Origin of the sequence: Idiomarina sp. ST20R2A10 (assembly GCF_051842345.1) — a bacterium.
Taxonomy (GTDB): Bacteria; Pseudomonadota; Gammaproteobacteria; order Enterobacterales; family Alteromonadaceae; genus Idiomarina; species Idiomarina loihiensis.
Map to the genome: position 1 here is coordinate 22,483 of NZ_JBNIEY010000013.1, position 18,223 is coordinate 40,705.

Consider the following 18,223-nt stretch of genomic DNA (forward strand, 5'->3'; position numbering starts at 1 on the left):
CGGTGGATTATTCAACACGTAAATAGGTACTGCCGGCTAAACAGTGCTCGTAAAAGTTTGTCCAGCGGACACCTTCGCGTGGCGCCAGTGAACCTTTTCTCACCTGACGGTCAATTTGTTTTTTCACGGTTTTGGCCATGTACTCGGTATTATATTGCATGGTTTGCAGTACTTTTTCAGCCGATGTGCCCGGCACTACTTCTTCAATATAAAAGTCGCCCGGTTCGTCGTCGTGACAGTACACATGAACTTCGGTTAAGCGGCCAAACAGGTTATGCATATCACCCATAACGTCCTGATAAGCGCCGGTCAGGAATAAACCAACATGATAATCTTCGCCTTTGCGCAGGTTATGCATGGGAATATGGTCGCTAATATCGGTGCCTTCAATGTACTTGCTGAGTTTACCGTCACTATCGCAGGTAATATCGACAATTGAGCAGCGTACTTCTGGCTGTTCGTTCAGCCGCGAAATAGGAACGACTGGAAGCACTTGGCCAATGGCCCAGGTATCTGCCGCTGACTGGAACACCGAAAAGTTACACAGGTACTGGCTGGCGAGCATGTCTTCCAGCTCTTCCAGTTCCTGCATTACATAGGTGTCTTTATCCAGCGAATGGTGGATATCTGCCAGTATCTGCCAGTACATGGTATCCAGTTTGGCCATTTCATTCAGCGATAAAATACCCAGTTTAAAAGCTTCATAGGCATTTTGTTTATAACCGGCCGCGTCGTTGTAACGCTCCTGCGGGTGGAACTGGTCGCCAGAGCTGTGCAGTTCGCGCATATTTTTAACCAAAATGTGTTCGTCACTGCTGGCGCTGATATCGTATTGCGTGCCCGCGGGTTTCATTTCGCCCACAATGTTAGTAACTACACAGCTATGATGCGCAGTCATAGCGCGGCCGCTTTCGCTGACTAAGTTAGGGTGGGGGACTTTTTCCAGATCACAAATTTGCTTCACGCCCCAGACAACGTCAGCAACGTACTCTTCTGTTGAATAGTTACGCGAAGAGTCGTTGGTGGTACTTGTGCCGTCGTAATCAATGCCTAAACCGCCACCAATATCGAGGTACTCTAAAGGCATGCCCTCCAGTACTAATTTGGCATACAGCCGAGCGCCTTCGTTGACGGCTTCTTTAATTTTACGAATATCGGACAGTTGGCTGCCAATATGGAAGTGCAGTAGCTTAGCGCAATGCAGCATGTCTTCTTCACGCAGGCGCTCAATAACATTCAGAATTTCGGCAATGCTCAGGCCGAACTTAGCTCTGTCACCACTGGAGCCAGCCCATTTTCCGGAGCTTTTTACCATCATTTTTGAGCGCAGACCTATCATGGGTTTAACACCCATTTGTTTGGCCAGCGGAATCAGCATTTCCAGCTCGCTGAACTTCTCAATTACGATAATCATCTTACGCTTAAGTTGGCGGCCAAGTAGCGCCAGAGTCAGATAATCTTTGTCTTTGTATCCATTAAGAATGGTCAGAGCTTCAGGGTTATCGTTGTACGCCATTACCGCCATTAACTCTGGCTTAGAGCCCGCTTCCAGACCGTAATTGTAAGGTTCGCCGGCGTCCATAATTTCTTCGACCACTTCCCGCATCTGGTTAACTTTAATCGGGAATACGCCGCAATACTGCCCCTGGTAGTTGGCTTCTTCTATCTGTTTACCAAAGGTTTCGTTAATAATTTCAACCTGCGAGCGCAGAATATCGTGAAAGCGAATAACAGCCGGGAACTGAATGCCTTCCGAAATAATCTCATCCACCACTTCTTTCATATCAATGGTCACGTCGGGTAAGCGGTGGTTCGGCCGAATTTGAATGTTGCCGTTTTCGCCGATAGAAAAGTATCCCGCGCCCCAGCGGTTAACACCATAGAGCTCTTCTGCTTGATCAATATTCCAGTCTGACATCTCAGGCTCCCGACTGTTGTAATACGAGTAATAATTCGCGCACAATTTTAGCGGCGAATACGTCAGAATTTCCGGTTGGGTCTATTTGTGGAGACAACTCAACGACGTCGGCACCGACCAGGTTTTTTTTGCGCAATAGTTTCATCAAGCTGACAAAGGAATGGAAATCCTCGCCGCCGGGTTCAGGGGTTCCTGTGCCCGGTAAAAAAGAAGGATCGAAGTAGTCCAAATCTAACGTCAGATAAACCGGGCGGTCTTTGGCAATGGCTTCCACACTGTCGAGAAAGTCTTTGCGTGAACTGCGAATGGTTTTGTGTTCTTTCATCCACTGATATTCATCGCGCGTGCCAGAGCGGATACCGTACTGTATCAACTCATGGCCAGGACCAAAGTGGTCGACTGAACGACGAATAATAGACGCATGTGAATAATGGTAGCCGAGGAAACCGTCACGTAAATCAGCGTGCGCATCCAGATGCAGCAAAACCATATCGGGGTATTGTTTTAAATATTTAACGATAGGCGCATAGGAAATAGAATGCTCGCCACCCAAGGTCAGCAGTTTAATCTGCTCTTTTGCTAAATCAAGCGAGTCAAAAATAGCATTAAAGTCGTGAACCGCATGGTGCCACTGCTTTTCTTCGTCGTCATCAAAACCCAATCGCAGGTTGCCTAAGTCGTAGAAGGTTTGGTCTTCTAAGTCAGCATCAAGATACGGCGAGTATGACTCGATGTCTTCAGAAACGGCACGTAAACCGTCAGGCCCTTCGCGGGTGCCTTTACGAAAACAGGCGGTACCATCAAAACCAAACCCCAGAATATGGGTATGTCCCGGGTGTATATCGGTGCTGTATTGCGAACCGAAAAATGGGCGGCTCGGGTCGTTTAATGGCACAGGTAGTGGCGTTAGGGGCATTATCGTTACAGACCTCTCTTACTGAGTCGATTTATTGCGATCTTTTTTGATCGGGTTAAACAGACTTTGTTGAATGTTGATGAGCTCTTCACTGAGCTTTTTACGTTTTGTCCAGGTGTCAATTAATGGTGTTTCGCTGAGCTCATTCGCTGTAACACCGGCCATAACCGCTGTTTTTCCCTGGCGAACGAGTTCAACCGCATGCACACCCAGCCGCGTTCCTAAAATACGATCCATTGCCGTAGGGCGTCCACCGCGCTGAACGTGCCCAAGTAAACAGGGACGACAAGGTAAGTTAAGACGATCCTCTAACTGTTCCGCAAGTCGAACTGCACCACCGGGCCATTGGTTTTCGCATAACACCATCACGTAGCTTGAGTCGCCGCGAACACGCTGTACCGATTCAATGTGCTTAACCAGCGCATCAACCGTTAATGGTTTATCCTTTTGCAGCTCTGGCAGAATCATTCGCTCGGCACCACAGGCCATAGCGCTGCTAATACCGATATAACCGGCGTTGCGCCCCATAACTTCGACAATAAAGACACGATCCATGGCCTCGGCGGTATCGCGGATTTTATCCAGCGCATCCATGGCGGTTTCTACTGCTGTGTCATAGCCAATAGTGTTATCGGTGCCAAAGAGATCATTATCGATGGTGCCGGGTATGCCTATAATAGGACCTTTCCAGAAATTAGCCAGATGCTCAGCGCCACGGAACGAGCCGTCGCCGCCAATAACGATAAAGGCGTCAATTTGGTGTGCGTCTAAATTCGTTGCGGCTTCCCGTCCACCTTCTTCACTTTTAAAACGCTCGCTGCGGGCGCTTTTAATAATGGTGCCGGAATATTGTAAAATGTGCTCAACGTCTTCGCGGTCAAGTTTTACAAAGTCGTTAGTCAGCAGGCCTTCATAGCCATGACGAAATCCCATGACTTCTATGCCATAGTTTTCAGCAGCGAGAACCACAGCACGGAGTGCGGCGTTCATACCGGGGGCATCGCCACCACTGGTTATAATGGCAATGCGGTTTATTGTGTTAACAGATGACACAATCTCTACTCCTTGATAATGTCTTATGCGTAGCTTAAACGACCTGCATGCCGTGACCAAGAGGAAATTTCATGAGCACTGATGTTGTACGTTTTGATTATTCAGAATTATCGGACTGGGCGCGAACTTGTCTGACCGAGGCGGGGGCTTCGGGGGAGGTCGCGCGCAATGTAAGTTATTACCTGTTGGAAGGCGATTTACTGGGGTTTAGTACCCATGGTTTAATTCGGCTGTTGAACAACTGCCAGTGGCTGCGCGACGGCAAAAGCCTGGCAAAAGGCCAGCCGGTAGTACTTCGAGAGCGCGCTGCGGTTGCTAACTGGGATGCACAGTTTCTGCCCGGACCTTACGTGGTACCGCAGGCTATTGATGCGGCTTGCAAAATGGCGAAGCAAGCCGGTACCGGCACCGTGGTTGTACGCCGGAGCCAGCATGTTGCGGCGCTCGCGGCTTATTTAAGCATTGCTACAGATCAGGGCTTGGTGGTGAGTTTAATGTGCTCGACTCCCGGACAGCGCGCGGTAGCGCCTTTTGGGGGCAAAGAAGCCGTGTTTTCACCTAACCCCTTCGCGGTTGGTGTACCCAGTTCGAATAATCCATTGTTGTTTGATATCAGTTTTTCTATGACGGCAGCAGGCAAAGTGCGTCAGGCTAAAGCGAACGGTACCCGATTGCCTTATAAAGCGTTGATAAAGCCTGACGGTGAATGGACGGATGATCCATTAACCTTCTTTGAGTCACCGGGCAGTTCAATAGCGCCGTTGGGGGGTGAGCAACTGGGTTATAAAGGCTACGGCCTCACGTTGTTCAGTGAAATTTGGTCTATGGCATTAAGTCAGTACGGTCGTAGACAGGGCAGTGACGATGGTGATGCTAACTCGATATGGGTACAAGTGATTGATCCCGAAGCCTTTGGTGAAAAACAAAAATTTTTACAGCAGGTGGATGACTTATTGGCCGACAGCCGTAAAAGCGCCCCTGCGGTTCCTGAGCAACCGGTGCGTATTCCGGGGGAAGGGGCACAGAAGCGCAAGCGCGAGCAGCTGCAACAGGGGGTTTCCTACAGCAGCGCTACTTTAAAAGTTTTGCAGCACTGCGCCGAGTTCTGTGGTGTCGATTTGCCTAAGGCTGTAAACGGGTAATACGCCAGTTTTCCCGGTCTTTGCTGTACTGGTAGCGGTCATGCAAACGGTGTTGACCGCCTTGCCAGAATTCAAATTGCTTAGGGTGAACACAGTAGCCGCCCCAGCTTTGAGGGCGCGGAACTTCGGTGTTCTCATAGTCTTTCAGTAGTGACTGATAGTGACTTTCCAGCACGTCGCGGCTTTCTACCGGGCGGCTTTGTTGTGACGCGAGCGCCGCAACCTGACTCTCTTTCGGACGTGAGTGAAAGTATCGGTCGTTGTCGTCATCATCAAGTGGCACTGCGCTGCCAATAATACTAATTTGCCGCTCTAAGGGTAGCCAGGCAAAGTGCAGAGCAACTTGAGGGTTCTCGCTTATGTCCTGGCCTTTGTGGCTGTTTTTGTTGGTATAGAACCGAAAGCCGGTATGGTCGTAACCTTTAAGCAGCACGATACGCTGGCTGGGCATGTGTTCAGCATCCACCGTAGCCAGTGTCATGGCGGTAGGGTCACTTAATAAGTTGCTGTCTATGGCCTGCTGCATCCACTTTTCAAATTGCTTTACCGGGTCGGCTTCCAGTTGCTCACGGTGCAGGCTACCTAAGCCATATTCCCGACGCATTGCTTGTAAATCCATGACCTCTCCTTAATGGACTAATGGCGCGTATCCTGTTTTTTGTCCAGGAAGCGCTGACGTATTTTTTCCATCGCATCCAGATTATCCAGCATAAGTCCCACCAGCTCTGGATCAAAGAACTTACCACTGTGCTGTAACAAATAATCTGCGGCATCCTCAGATTCTTTTGCATCACGATAATTGCGCTGCGTTCGCAGGGCGTCAAAGTGACTGGTAATACTCAGAATTCGGGCGTTAAGGTCAATTGCCTTTGCCGATTTCTGACTGGGAAAGCCGGAACCATTCCAACGTTCATGAATATCCTGCGCAATAAGAGCCGCGACTTTAGCTACTGCTGAGTCCGTTTGGCGTAAATAGTCGTGGCCCTGAATGACTTTTTGCATAATTTCTTCATATTCGTGGATACTCAATACGTCGGCACGTTGAGCTAACTCCATTTGCACCGAGACTTTACCGATATCATAAACAGATGCAGCTTGTTTTAACGCTTCGGCCTGCTCTTGCGTTGCGCCTGAGAATATCGCCAGCTGGCCAGCCATTTCGGCAGAACGTTTAACATGGTGGCTAATTTCATCAATAGAATGTTTTTCAATGGCTTCACCAACGCTATACAGCAGTTCCCGTTGTGCTTCCCGCTCGTTTTCTGTGGCTTGCAGGTTATCTATAGCAATGGAGCTATTATTCACAAAAAGCCCGAGCAGATTTTGATCCAGCTCAGATAAGTCCCTGACACCACGAATAAAAAGTAAGTACTGGCGCGAGCTGCTGGTTTTGTAAAGGCCGTAGTAATTACCGTCGACAATACGAAAATCAACATTTTGCGGGCTTTGCTGCATAGGGCGGACAATATCCCAGTCAATTTCGCCGTGTACGGGTTGCCCTACAGCCTCTTCATATTCGCCTGTGCCGCCAATAATTTCAAATGGGTCGTCAGTGTCCGAGCTGGCGGTCAGCGCATCAATGCGGCAATACATGGCGTCATCAGACAGGGTAATTAACGCGACAAGTTGCTCCAGGATGCCCTGACATAAGGCTTGCATCGAGCGGGCAGAAAACACTTCTGCCGACGCATTAATGACTTTTTCCAGTCCGCGTTTGTTGCGCTCAATGGCGTTTAAGTCGCGATAAGCTCGCAAACAGGAATACATCAAAGTAACTAGCTTACGGTATGTCAGCTCGGTTTTTTCTTTATAGTCATCAATATCATAACGGGCAATGACATCTTCTTCGGGAGCCTGCCCTGGCTGGCCGGTTCGCAGAACGATGCGTATTAGCCGGTTTTTCCGGGTTTCGCGTACCCATTGGGCAACATCGAGCCCGGCATGATCGGTTTCCATTACTACGTCCAGCAGCATCATGGCGATATTGGTGTTGTCCTGTAAAAACGCGATAGCATCTTTGCCGGAATAAACCGAGTGAAACTTCAGCGGACGACCGTCGAGTTTAAATTCACCTAACGCCATTTTGGTAATGGTGTGTATCTCTTCGTCGTCATCGACAATGAGGATATTATACGGTTCCGATACTTCTTCTTCCGCTATATCAGGCTCGTCATCAGAAAACAGAAAGTCATCGTTCATACTTATGCGTCCCTATTAATAAACTCGCTCGCCCGCTACGTAAGTTTGTTCAACCTGAGTTCGCCAGATATCACTGGCATCGACGGCAAAAGGGTCTTGTTCTACGACAATAAAGTCAGCCCATTTACCGGGTTCCAGCGAGCCCAGAGATTTTTCCTGCCAGGCACTGTAAGCGGCATCTATGGTAAAAGAGCGCAGCGCTTGCTGCAGGCTCATTTTCTCTTCAGCATACCAACCTCCGGCTGGCATATCATTACGATCTTGTCGGGTAACCGCCGCGTGCAGCCCGTAAAACGGATTAGCCAGTTCTACCGGGAAGTCCGAACCGGCAGCAATAACGGTGCCCTGATCCAGCAGTGTTTGCCAGGCATAAGCTCCTTCCATCCGTGCCGCGCCTAGACGATCCTCTGCCATATTCTTGTCACTGGTGGCGTGCGTCGGCTGCATGGAAGCTACCAAATTGAGTTGATTAAAACGTTTCAGGTCGTCCGGGTGTACAATTTGTGCATGTTCTATGCGATTACGTAAGTTACGGCCACCGAGTTCATTATAAACTTCTGCGAGGTTATCCAGTACAACGCGATTTGCCCGGTCACCAATAGCGTGAGTATTTATCTGGAAGCCATGAGGGATGATAAGCTCGTACAGGTCACGAATTTTTTCTTCTGAAGTGACCATCAGGCCATGGTTCCCATGGTCGTCACTGTAGTCTTCCAGCAAAGCCGCACCACGGCTCCCTAAAGCGCCGTCAGCGTATATTTTAACGCTACGAATGGTCAGTTTCTGGTCGACACTTTCGTATGGACCTTCTGCCAAAAGTTGCGCCAGTTTAGGCTCGGTAGCGGCTATCATGCCATAGACTCTGAGGGGCATACGGCCCTGATTGTGCAACCCCTTGTAAACGGAAATTTCGTCGGCATTAATACCGGCGTCATGGACACTGGTAATGCCCAGCTTAATTAAATGCTCAAAGGCGAGTTCGTAAGCTGCACGTTGCTGCTGAAGCGATGGTTCAGGAATAACATCCTCTACTAATTGCATTGCATTATCGACCAGCACACCGGTGGGGTTGCCTTGCTCGTCACGAACAATTTCACCGCCTTCCGGGGCGACAGTGTCCTTGTCTATTCCTGCACGGCGCAAGGCTTCGCTGTTTGCCCAGCCTGCGTGGGCGTCTACGCGCATTAACCAAACCGGACGGTCATTGACCACTTCATCCAGATGGGCTGCACTGGGGAATACCTTTTGTTGCCATTGCTCCTGATTCCAGCCTCGGCCTGTTATCCATTCCATTTCGGGTTGTTCGCCAGCATAGGCATGTACTTTTTTGACCGCTGCAGAAACGGAGTCGGTGTCGCGTAAATCCACCTGCAATAAGCTGGTGCCCAGACTCTGAATGTGTCCATGGGCATCAGTTAACCCCGGAAGAACGGTTTTTCCCTGCATATCAACGGTTTGTTCAGTGTCAGTAAAACGCTCAGCAAGTGCGTTACCACCAATGGCCTGAATTTTTCCATTTTCAACCAGCATGGTCGAAAATTGCTGCAATACCGCTTGTTCGCCAGCGGGGCTGGTAAGGGTGTAGCCTTTCATATTGGTATACAAGGTGTCGGCAATAGCTGAAGCCGATAAGCTAAGGCCTATAAACAGGCAGATAATACGTCGCATAACAAGAAAACTCCGTAGAAAATAACTTGGGCAACACTATAGCGTTTTTACTGTACAAGCGACTAGGCGTTCTCTGACTTTTTTGTTAATGAAGTTAACATTGGCTCTTTAAAAATTTGCATTGTCCGTAAAAAACTTGCTGTCTGTTATATTTTCGGTATGCTAAAAGTTAATTGAATAAGCGTTATTTTGGATCTCAAGATGAAAGTTCTAATTATTGACCCGCAGTTTTTTATGCGTGCTGGTCTTATACAAATTCTCACAAACTATGCGAATCAGCCTTCGATATACGAAGCTGAGTCGTTCGAAATTGCTGAGAACTATTTATCAGCCGATGATTATGATTTGATTTTTTTAGAAATGGATTTACCGGATGCCGAAATTCGACCTGCGCTGCAACGTCTGAAAAAAGTGGCTCCACGTACGCACATTGTGCTGTTTACGCGCCCGCGCTCAATTTCGGAAGTTCGCCAGGTACTGGCTGCCGGAGTGCGTAGCTACTTGCCAAAAGACAGTTCGGCTGAACAGGCTAAACTGGCAATTCGGGCTTTGCTGAATGGCGACCGTCACATTCCTGATGACCCTCATTTGAATGAACCAAGAGACAAGTCCAGTGGAGCCGAGAGCTTTTTGTCACCGCGTCAGCTGGAAATAATGCAACTGCTGGCTCAGGGCCTTTCAAATAAAGAAATTGCAAACATTCTGGGCATTACTGAAGGCACTATTCGTGTGCATTTATCGGCAATATTCAAAGCCATTAAAGTATCGAATCGTACTGAAGCGACGCTTTGGTATCTACTGAGACAGAAAAAGTTGGTCGACTAAGTTTCGATTTATGTCACTTAACCGATTGATTTCTGAACTAGAAAAACATCAACATGCACCAACCGAGTTGTGGGATCCGCCGTATTGTGGTGAGATCCCTATTCATATTGCCTCAAATGGCGACTGGTTTTATCAGGGGAGCCAGATAAAGCGCTCCGCATTGGTAAAATTATTTGCGTCTGTTTTAGTGGTTGAAGACGGTGAGTATTTTTTAGTAACACCTGCCGAAAAAGTTAAGATTACGGTTGAAGATACGCCCTTTGTTATCGTTGACTGGCGTCAATTAGAAGAGAATGGTCAGCAATTATTACTGTTAACCACCAACATCGGTGATACTCTGGTATTAAGCTCTGAACATGCGCTCACAATGAAAAACGGTGTGCCCTACATTGTGATGCAAAGAGGATTGACAGCGAGAGTACATCGCAATGTATTCTATCAGTGGGTTTCACACGCAGAGTCGCGGACTGTCGATGGACAAGAACAGTGGTATCTGTCCAGTGCAGGTGAAACGTTTGTGTTAGGAAATGTGAAATAGGACGTTGCGGTAAACTCGTCTATGACAAAAACAAGAATAGTCTACCTGGTTGAACAGCAGCCAGAGCGTCGTCAGCATTTTGAAACGGTATTAACCTTTATTGGTGAAACCGTTGAAGTCATATCTCCTTCAGACACTCTAAAGCTTTGTGCTGCCGATGCGCTCTGTGTGATTGCCGGTAATGGTATCGAGAATCTGCATAAATTAGCCGGCGATGCGCCGCACCTGCCTTTTATTTGTGCTACTGACGACCAGAGTAACGCTTTACAGAAAGCGAATGTCATAGGTCCTCTGGAAAAGTCTTTCGATTACTCCAGCTTGTCGAACATGCTGCATTACTGTCAGGCTTACCACCAGCAAATGCCGGCTAAAGCGGCAAGAAAGCGGCATCCGGGCGGTGGTAAACTGGAGCAAACCTTAGTTGGTAACGGCCGTACAATGAAACATGTACGTCAGCTGATAGAGCAGGTAGCTGTGACCGACGCGAATGTCCTGATTCTGGGTGAATCCGGAACGGGTAAAGAAGTTGTGGCCCGCGGTATTCATGATTTGTCAGGTCGCAGTAATGGACCCTTTGTGCCGGTAAATTGCGGTGCAATTCCGGGCGACTTGTTAGAAAGTGAGTTGTTCGGGCATGAAAAAGGCGCTTTTACCGGTGCCATAGGTGCGCGCAAAGGTCGTTTTGAACTGGCTCAGGGTGGCACCTTGTTTCTGGATGAAATAGGCGATATGCCATTGCCCATGCAGGTAAAACTGTTGCGAGTTTTACAAGAGCGCACCTTCGAACGCGTGGGGGGTAGTAAAAGTATTATTGCCGATGTACGAGTGGTGGCGGCGACTCACCGCGAGCTGGAACAGATGATCATTGACGGCAAATTCCGTGAAGATTTGTATTACCGTTTAAACGTTTTCCCTATTGAAGTTCCGGCTCTGCGCGAACGTCAGGAAGACGTGCCTTTGCTGCTGCAGGAACTGACCCAGCGTTTTAAAAAAGAACGGGGCGTTGGGGTGCGTTTTACTGAGCGAGCTTTAGAGTCGTTGTCTTATCATCGCTGGCCGGGCAATGTAAGAGAGTTGACTAACCTGATAGAACGTTTGACCATTATGCACCCCGACAGCCTGGTTGACGTGCCCGATTTACCGCCTAAGTATCAGCATGTGGAGCACGATGCACCAACCCCGGATTACCCTGAAGAAATGCTGGAGCGTGAGGCGCTGAGTGCGATTTTCAGCGAGTCAGAGGAAGAACTTGATGACGAGACGAATAGTGCTATTGACTCTGAATTGCCCGATGACGGCGTTAATCTGAAAGATATGCTAACCGAAATAGAAACGGGGATGATAGCTCAGGCATTAGCCAAATCTGACTGGGTCGTTGCTAAAGCGGCCGATTTACTCAGTATGCGCCGCACAACCTTAGTTGAGAAAATGAAAAAGTACGGTATCCAGAAAGATTAAACTCAAAGTGTCAGTCTTTTGACAATCCTGTAACAACGTAACTAACTGAAAATAAAGAATATTATACTGGCATCTATTTTGCATTACCTTCTCCATAGTTGTTAATTGGAGATGTCAGTATGGCCACCTACCATCAAATTATTGATGCCATGCCTAACGCTGTTATTTTACTGGACAGTCATGGGGTCGTGGATTATTGCAATGACAATGCCACGAGCCTTTTAGGACACCCTCTGAAAAAGTTTTTATGGCGGGAACTGGTTAGTGAACTGTTTGCTCCCAAAGCGGATGACTGGCACGAAGTGTCTCTGCGTAACGGGCGCCGGGTTCGTTTAGATACTTCGGTTGTGAACGAAAAACCGGGACAGCTTATTGTCCTGACAGACTTAACTGAGACCAGGCGTCTGCAAAATCGTATCAGTCATTTACAGCGCTTGTCTTCGATGGGAAAAATGGTGGCTTCGCTGGCACATCAGATAAGAACGCCACTCTCTGCCGCTATCCTTTATGCGCAAAACCTAAAGCAGGGCAAGATTTCAGCGGCTAAACAACAGCGTTTCTCCGACAAACTACTTTCCCGCCTGCATTCGCTGGAACAGCAGGTCAATGACATGCTGTTGTTTGCCAAAAGTGGTGAGCAACCCATGCTGGAAGAACTCAGTACCAATAGCTTGATCCAGCAGGTGTTAATGAATACAGAGAGTTATGCCGAGCAGCATCAGGTGAAAATTAATTGTAATGATCCAAACTTGGGTGTGGTGTTGCGAGCCAATCAGACCGCATTAGTTGGGGCAATACAGAATTTGGTTAACAACGCAGTTGATGCTAGCCAGCCCGGACAGGAAGTGTTGTTGAAAACCGATGTTGATGGCGGTAGCTGGAAAGTTTCTGTTATCGATTCCGGCTGCGGCATTCCGGCCGAAAAGCAAGACAGTGTATTCACCCCATTTTTTACTGAAAAGTCTAATGGAACCGGCTTAGGTCTGGCGGTTGTCCAAACCGTGATAAAAGCGCATAACGGCTTAATTGACTGGGAGAGTCAACCAGATAAAGGCTGCCGCTTTACCTTATCACTGCCGGTGTATGAATGGTCAGAGAATAAAATGAAAGAGGTACGTTATGGTTGAGCGACAGGTATTGGTTGTTGAAGATGACGTATCGCTGCGTGAAGCAATTATCGATACACTGGAACTGGCTGACTGTCAGTGCCTTGAAGCAGCCAACGGCGAAGAAGCTTTGCTTATTTTGAAAAAGGAATCGGTGGCACTGGTTATCAGTGATGTGCAAATGCCGGGAATTGATGGCTTACAACTTCTGCGCAGCATGAATAATCAGCAATACGATATTCCGGTTATTATGATGACGGCCTTTGCCAAGGTGGATGACGCAGTTGTTGCTATGCGCGAAGGCGCCGTCGATTATCTGACTAAGCCGTTCTCAATTGAAAAGCTACAAACACTGGTTCAGCGTTATCTGCCTGATGGCGCAATTAACGATATTGAACCGGTAGCAGAAGAAGATTCCAGCCAGGCAGTACTGGCTATGGCACGAAAAGTCGCGGCCAGTGAAGCGAGCGTTATGGTCACCGGACCAAGTGGCACCGGTAAAGAAGTGCTGGCGCGTTATATTCACCAGCATTCTGACCGTTCAGACGGGCCTTTTATTGCAATTAACTGCGCAGCTATACCGGAAAACATGCTGGAATCGATGTTGTTTGGTTATGAGAAAGGCGCCTTTACCGGCGCCAATCAGTCATCGCCAGGGAAGTTTGAGCTGGCGCAGGGCGGTACTCTGTTGCTGGATGAAGTTACTGAAATGGCCATGCACTTACAGGCTAAGCTGTTAAGGGTGATTCAGGAGCGTCAGGTCGAACGTTTGGGGTCACGTAAAACCATACAGTTGGATGTCCGATTAATAGCAACTTCTAACCGAGATTTACAGCAAGCGGTGCGCGAAGGGTTATTACGTGAAGATTTAATGTACCGGCTAAACGTGTTTCCACTGCACTGGAAGTCTTTACGTGAACGGCCTGCGGACATTGTTCCTCTGGCAGAGAACTTATTGCAGCGACATAAACAACGTTCCGGTATTAAAACGCCCGTCAATTTCGCCGCCGCAGCAGTTCAACAGTTAATGCGCTATTCCTGGCCGGGCAACGTTCGGGAGCTGGAAAATGTAGTGCAAAGAGCTCTGGTATTACATCGCGATGGAGAAATTCAGCCACAGGATCTTATGTTGGAACTGAACGACGCGGTGGAAACCGCTAGCGTGTTTCCTGAACAAATAGAGACGCCTGAAGATAAGTCGGAAAACCTCGATGAGTCGCTTTTCCATCAGGAATACCAAATTATCAAAGATGCGTTGCAACGTCATCAGGGAAAACGCCAACCTGTCGCCGATGAGCTTGGTATTAGTCCACGGACTTTGCGCTACAAGCTGGCGAAAATACGAGAGCAGGGGCTGACTCTGACCGGCTCATAATACGGTCTTGAAATACCTCCTCCATTACCATTAGCCCTGTTTATCAGGGCTTTTCTTTGTATCTTACCGATGCGACCAAAAGTTGGCATTCTGTTTGCATGACTAACCTTAAATAAAGTCAGTGATGAATTTTTGACGGGGTTAATTATGAAAGTGGAAGCAAACGCACTTTATCAACAGTTACAATCGATGGCCACGCAGGCTTCCCAGCGTGATCAGCCTACGAATGTGAACGCCCTGCAAGGCAATACCGCTCAGGCTGATTTTTCCAATATGCTGAAAAGCGCAATGGATAACGTTAACGAACTGCAGCAAACCTCAGGTGATTTAAAAACTCGCATGGAACTCGGTGACCCGAATGTCACTTTGGAGCAAACCATGATTGCCAGCCAAAAGGCCGGTATCGCGTTTGAGGCAACGGTTCAGGTGCGCAACAAAGTTGTTGATGCGTACAAAGAAATAATGTCAATGCCGGTATAACCGCTGCATCATTGGAGATATAAGTCGTGGCTGAATCAACAGATTTAATGGTACAAGATACTGATTTACCTGATAACAACAGTTCAGGTAATGATGACGGCGGTGAGAAAACCGGCATTATGACGATGCTGGGCAACTTTGACATGCTGCGTCAGGTCATTGTCGTGCTGGCGCTGGCCATCTGTGTTGCTATTGCTGTTTTTATTATGCTGTGGGCACAAGAGTCAACTTATCGTCCATTAGGTCAGTTAGAAACGGAGGAGTTGATCAGCACCCTCGACTACATGGATGCAAACGGTATTGAATACCAGGTGGAAGGTAATACGGTTTCAGTACCTGAAGAAAACTACGATACTATTAAGTTGCAGCTGACCCGTGCTGGTGTTGATTACGGTAATTCGACCAATAACGGCTCTGAAATTTTAATGAGCGAACCGGGCTTTGGTGTTAGTCAAAGACTGGAGCGTGAGCGTCTTATTCATTCCCGCGAAGTTCAGTTAGCGCGTGCTATTGAAGAAATCAAAAAGGTTTCTGCCGCCCGAGTCTTGCTTGCTGTACCTAAAGAAAATGTGTTTGCCCGTCGCGAAAAACAACCCAAAGCATCGGTTATGCTGAATGTGCGCGGTGGCACCTCGTTAAGCGAAGAAGAAGTGGCCTCTATTGTTGATATGGTTGCCTCGTCGGTGACCGGACTCAGTACTGAGCATGTAACGGTCACTGACCAGGCCGGACGTCTGCTTAACTCTGGTTCGCAAAGTGCACTGGCGGCTAAAAGTTCGCGTGAGTATCAAATTGAACAAAAACGTGAAGAGGCCTACTTAGAAAAAATAGACAGTATTTTGATCCCAGTGCTGGGCTACGACAACTATACCGCACAGGTTGACGTGACCATGGACTTTACTCAGCGTGAAGAAACTCAGCGTCAATTTAACCCTGATATGCCGGCTATTCGCAGTGAAATGACGGTTGAAAATCGCTCTGTCGGTAGCGCCATTGGTGGTATTCCCGGAGCACTCACAAATCAACCTCCTTTAGAGTCTGACATTCCGGAAGAAGCCGGAGCAGGAACAGCAGGTGGTGGTGCTAATGGCAGCAGTCACCGTGAAGCAACCCGTAATTATGAGCTTGATAATTCAGTCACTTATACACGCAGTCAAACAGGTACTATTAAGCGCCTGAGTGTTTCTGTAGCGGTTAACCATGAAGCAATAACCAATGAAGCGGGCGAGGGCGAAACGCAATCGCGTAGCGCTGAAGAAATCGCAAATATTCGCCGTTTGCTGCAAGGTGGCTTAGGCTTTGATATTAACCGTGGCGACAGCATCGAAGTCGTATCGGTACCGTTCGCGCAGTTGCCTGACTTAGGTGCCGGCGAGACGCCAGTGTGGGAAGAGCCATGGTTCTGGCGAGCTTTCCGTCTGGTGATGGGCGCACTAGTTATTATGGTATTGATTCTGGCGGTGGTTCGTCCAATGCTGAAGAAACTGATGAATCCGGAATCGGGTGTGGAAGATGATGCCGATGCATTTTCCGATGAGGAATCGATGGGCGATGAAACCATTGATCTGTTATCCTCACAGTTTGATGAGAGCGCAGTTGGGTTTGGGGCTGATGGTAGCCTGCAACTACCGGACTTGCACAAAGATGAAGACTTGTTAAAAGCGGTTCGCGCGTTGGTTGCCAACGAGCCTGAGCTGTCCTCACAAGTGGTTAAAGCGTGGTTGAACGAAGATGCCTGATCAAGATACTAGAACTAAGCGCGGTAAGGTTGAGTTTGATGTCGACACTTTAGAAGGTGTTGAAAAAGCGGCTATTTTACTGCTTAGCTTATCGGAAGAAGATGCGGCTCAGATTCTGAAACACCTGGAACCTAAACAGGTGCAGAAAGTGGGTATGGCAATGGCGAGCCTGGAAGATTTTAACCAGGACAAAGTAAACGCTGTGCACCATTTATTCCTGGAAGACATTCAGAAGTTCACCAATATTGGCTTCAAGAGTGAGGAGTTTGTGCGTAAGGCACTGACCTCCGCACTAGGTGAGGACAAAGCCGGTAACCTGATTGAACAGATTGTCATGGGCGGCGGCTCGAAAGGTCTTGATTCACTGAAGTGGATGGACTCTAAACAGGTAGCCACTATTATCCGTAACGAACACCCGCAGATCCAGACCATTGTCCTGTCTTACCTTGACCCCGAGCAAAGTGCAGAAATTATGGCGCAGTTCCCGGACAAAGTACGTCTGGACTTAATGATGCGAATAGCCAACTTAGAGGAAGTTCAGCCAGCAGCCTTGCAGGAACTGAACGAAATTATGGAAAAACAATTTGCCGGTCAGGCTGGTGCTCAGGCGGCGAAGATGGGCGGCCTGAAAGCGGCAGCCAATATCATGAACTATCTGGATACCAACATCGAAGGTCAGTTGATGGACTCCATCCGCGAGCAGGACGAAGAGATGAGTCAGAGTATTCAGGACCTGATGTTTGTGTTCGAAAACCTGGTGGAAGTCGACGACCGTGGTATTCAGGCCTTGCTGCGTGAAGTGGAAGGTGAAACTTTGCAAAAAGCGATGAAAGGGGCGGACGACGCGGTTCAGGAGAAAATATTCAAGAACATGTCGAAACGTGCCGGCGATATGCTGCGTGATGACCTTGAAGCTATGGGGCCGATTCGTATTAGTGATGTAGAGGCCGCGCAGAAAGATATTCTGGCAGCGGCGCGCCGTTTAGCTGACGCAGGTGAAATTATGCTTGGCGGCGGTGGCGGTGACGAATTCCTATAAGGGTTTAACGCATAATGACGGATGATAAAGACGCAACCCAGCTTTGGGATTTACCTGACATGACCTCGGAAGAGCTTAAGCAGGGCTCTCAGGTAAATGCGTTAAACAAACCCCGGCGCTGGCAATATGAGCCGCCGGAAGCGGACAATGAACAGGAAGAAGAGCTTAAGCCTCTGACCGCAGAACAATTGGAAGAAATTCGCCAGGCCGCACGCGAAGAAGGCCATAAAGAAGGTTTTGACGAAGGCCGCAATGAAGGCCTTAAGAAAGGCTATGACGAAGGTTACGAAGCTGGTAAAAAAGACGGTTTTGAAGCCGGTGAACAGCAGGGTGTTGAAGCTGGTAAAGAGGCCATGCAGGAGCAACAGCAGCAGTTAAGAGTTTTGCTGCAGAGTTTGTCTCATCCGAATGAACGTATCACCGAAGCGGTGCAGGACGAGCTTATTGACATGGTCACTGAGCTGACTCGGGTCATCTGTCTGGATGTCGCTGTTAATTCAAAAGAGCTCATCGTCAAAGCCGTGCGTGAAGCTATTGCGGTCTTACCGGTTACTGATCAGCGAGTCATTATTCACCTGAATGAAGAAGACTTAGCTATTTTGCAAAGCACATTCAGCGAAGATGAACTGAAAGAGAAAGGCTGGCTGCTAAATAAAGACGATTTACTGGAACGCGGCGGTTGCCGGGTTACCACAGAAAGCTCCACCATAGATTACACCCTGACCAGCCGTATGGAAGATGTGTTCTCCAAATTAAAAGGTTAACCC

Annotated in this window: 16 protein-coding genes; 10 read left to right on the plus strand and 6 right to left on the minus strand. The window is 48.3% G+C overall.

Going from position 1 to position 18,223, the window contains the following annotated elements; genetic code table 11:
- Positions 1-7: 7 nt before the first annotated feature.
- The 3 genes from speA to ACP7H9_RS13415 are packed head-to-tail and all read right to left on the minus strand — an operon-like array spanning position 8 to position 3,887.
- Entirely contained in the window at positions 8-1,918 is a 1,911-nt protein-coding gene (gene speA, locus ACP7H9_RS13405; RefSeq protein WP_011234464.1) for a biosynthetic arginine decarboxylase, read from the minus strand.
- Position 1,919: 1 nt separating this feature from the next.
- Entirely contained in the window at positions 1,920-2,834 is a 915-nt protein-coding gene (gene speB, locus ACP7H9_RS13410) for an agmatinase (RefSeq protein ID WP_011234463.1), read from the minus strand.
- 18 nt (positions 2,835-2,852) lie between these two features.
- Positions 2,853-3,887 (minus strand): ATP-dependent 6-phosphofructokinase, encoded by a 1,035-nt coding sequence (locus tag ACP7H9_RS13415; protein WP_011234462.1) that lies wholly within the window; start codon positions 3,885-3,887, stop codon positions 2,853-2,855.
- 71 nt (positions 3,888-3,958) lie between these two features.
- Here ACP7H9_RS13415 and ACP7H9_RS13420 point away from each other — a divergent pair, with 71 nt between their 5' ends.
- Positions 3,959-5,029: an Ldh family oxidoreductase gene (locus ACP7H9_RS13420; protein ID WP_011234461.1), complete on the plus strand. Its 1,071-nt coding sequence runs from the start codon at positions 3,959-3,961 to the stop codon at positions 5,027-5,029.
- Here ACP7H9_RS13420 and pdxH read toward each other — a convergent pair.
- The 3 genes from pdxH to ACP7H9_RS13435 are packed head-to-tail and all read right to left on the minus strand — an operon-like array spanning position 5,010 to position 8,896.
- Positions 5,010-5,648: a pyridoxamine 5'-phosphate oxidase gene (gene pdxH / locus ACP7H9_RS13425; RefSeq protein WP_011234460.1), complete on the minus strand. Its 639-nt coding sequence runs from the start codon at positions 5,646-5,648 to the stop codon at positions 5,010-5,012. The two genes, ACP7H9_RS13420 and pdxH, sit on opposite strands and share 20 nt — an antisense overlap.
- A 17-nt stretch (positions 5,649-5,665) precedes the next feature.
- Positions 5,666-7,228: a response regulator gene (locus ACP7H9_RS13430; RefSeq protein ID WP_011234459.1), complete on the minus strand. Its 1,563-nt coding sequence runs from the start codon at positions 7,226-7,228 to the stop codon at positions 5,666-5,668.
- Between the two features lie 15 nt (positions 7,229-7,243).
- Complete coding sequence (locus ACP7H9_RS13435) at positions 7,244-8,896, minus strand: amidohydrolase (protein WP_011234458.1); 1,653 nt, start codon at positions 8,894-8,896, stop codon at positions 7,244-7,246.
- Between the two features lie 201 nt (positions 8,897-9,097).
- Between ACP7H9_RS13435 and ACP7H9_RS13440 the strand changes: the two genes are divergently transcribed.
- From ACP7H9_RS13440 to fliH, 9 genes are all read left to right on the plus strand, one after another.
- Complete coding sequence (locus tag ACP7H9_RS13440) at positions 9,098-9,721, plus strand: LuxR C-terminal-related transcriptional regulator (protein ID WP_011234457.1); 624 nt, start codon at positions 9,098-9,100, stop codon at positions 9,719-9,721.
- A gap of 10 nt (positions 9,722-9,731) precedes the next feature.
- Positions 9,732-10,259 (plus strand): DUF1285 domain-containing protein, encoded by a 528-nt coding sequence (locus ACP7H9_RS13445; RefSeq protein WP_011234456.1) that lies wholly within the window; start codon positions 9,732-9,734, stop codon positions 10,257-10,259.
- Between the two features lie 21 nt (positions 10,260-10,280).
- Complete coding sequence (locus tag ACP7H9_RS13450) at positions 10,281-11,717, plus strand: sigma-54 dependent transcriptional regulator (protein ID WP_011234455.1); 1,437 nt, start codon at positions 10,281-10,283, stop codon at positions 11,715-11,717.
- 119 nt (positions 11,718-11,836) lie between these two features.
- The gene (locus tag ACP7H9_RS13455; RefSeq protein WP_011234454.1) at positions 11,837-12,844 is read left to right on the plus strand and encodes a sensor histidine kinase; all 1,008 of its coding nucleotides are present in this window, start codon (positions 11,837-11,839) and stop codon (positions 12,842-12,844) included.
- Complete coding sequence (locus ACP7H9_RS13460; protein ID WP_439222895.1) at positions 12,837-14,198, plus strand: sigma-54-dependent transcriptional regulator; 1,362 nt, start codon at positions 12,837-12,839, stop codon at positions 14,196-14,198. The genes ACP7H9_RS13455 and ACP7H9_RS13460 overlap by 8 nt, the downstream gene beginning before the upstream one ends.
- Before the next feature lie 147 nt (positions 14,199-14,345).
- Positions 14,346-14,678 (plus strand): flagellar hook-basal body complex protein FliE, encoded by a 333-nt coding sequence (gene fliE, locus ACP7H9_RS13465; protein WP_110014340.1) that lies wholly within the window; start codon positions 14,346-14,348, stop codon positions 14,676-14,678.
- Between the two features lie 47 nt (positions 14,679-14,725).
- Entirely contained in the window at positions 14,726-16,417 is a 1,692-nt protein-coding gene (gene fliF / locus ACP7H9_RS13470) for a flagellar basal-body MS-ring/collar protein FliF (RefSeq protein WP_439222898.1), read from the plus strand.
- Positions 16,410-17,456, plus strand: a complete 1,047-nt coding sequence (gene fliG / locus ACP7H9_RS13475) for a flagellar motor switch protein FliG (protein WP_011234450.1) — start codon at positions 16,410-16,412, stop codon at positions 17,454-17,456. The genes fliF and fliG overlap by 8 nt, the downstream gene beginning before the upstream one ends.
- A gap of 14 nt (positions 17,457-17,470) precedes the next feature.
- Positions 17,471-18,220: a flagellar assembly protein FliH gene (gene fliH, locus ACP7H9_RS13480; protein WP_114982350.1), complete on the plus strand. Its 750-nt coding sequence runs from the start codon at positions 17,471-17,473 to the stop codon at positions 18,218-18,220.
- Positions 18,221-18,223: the final 3 nt, after the last annotated feature.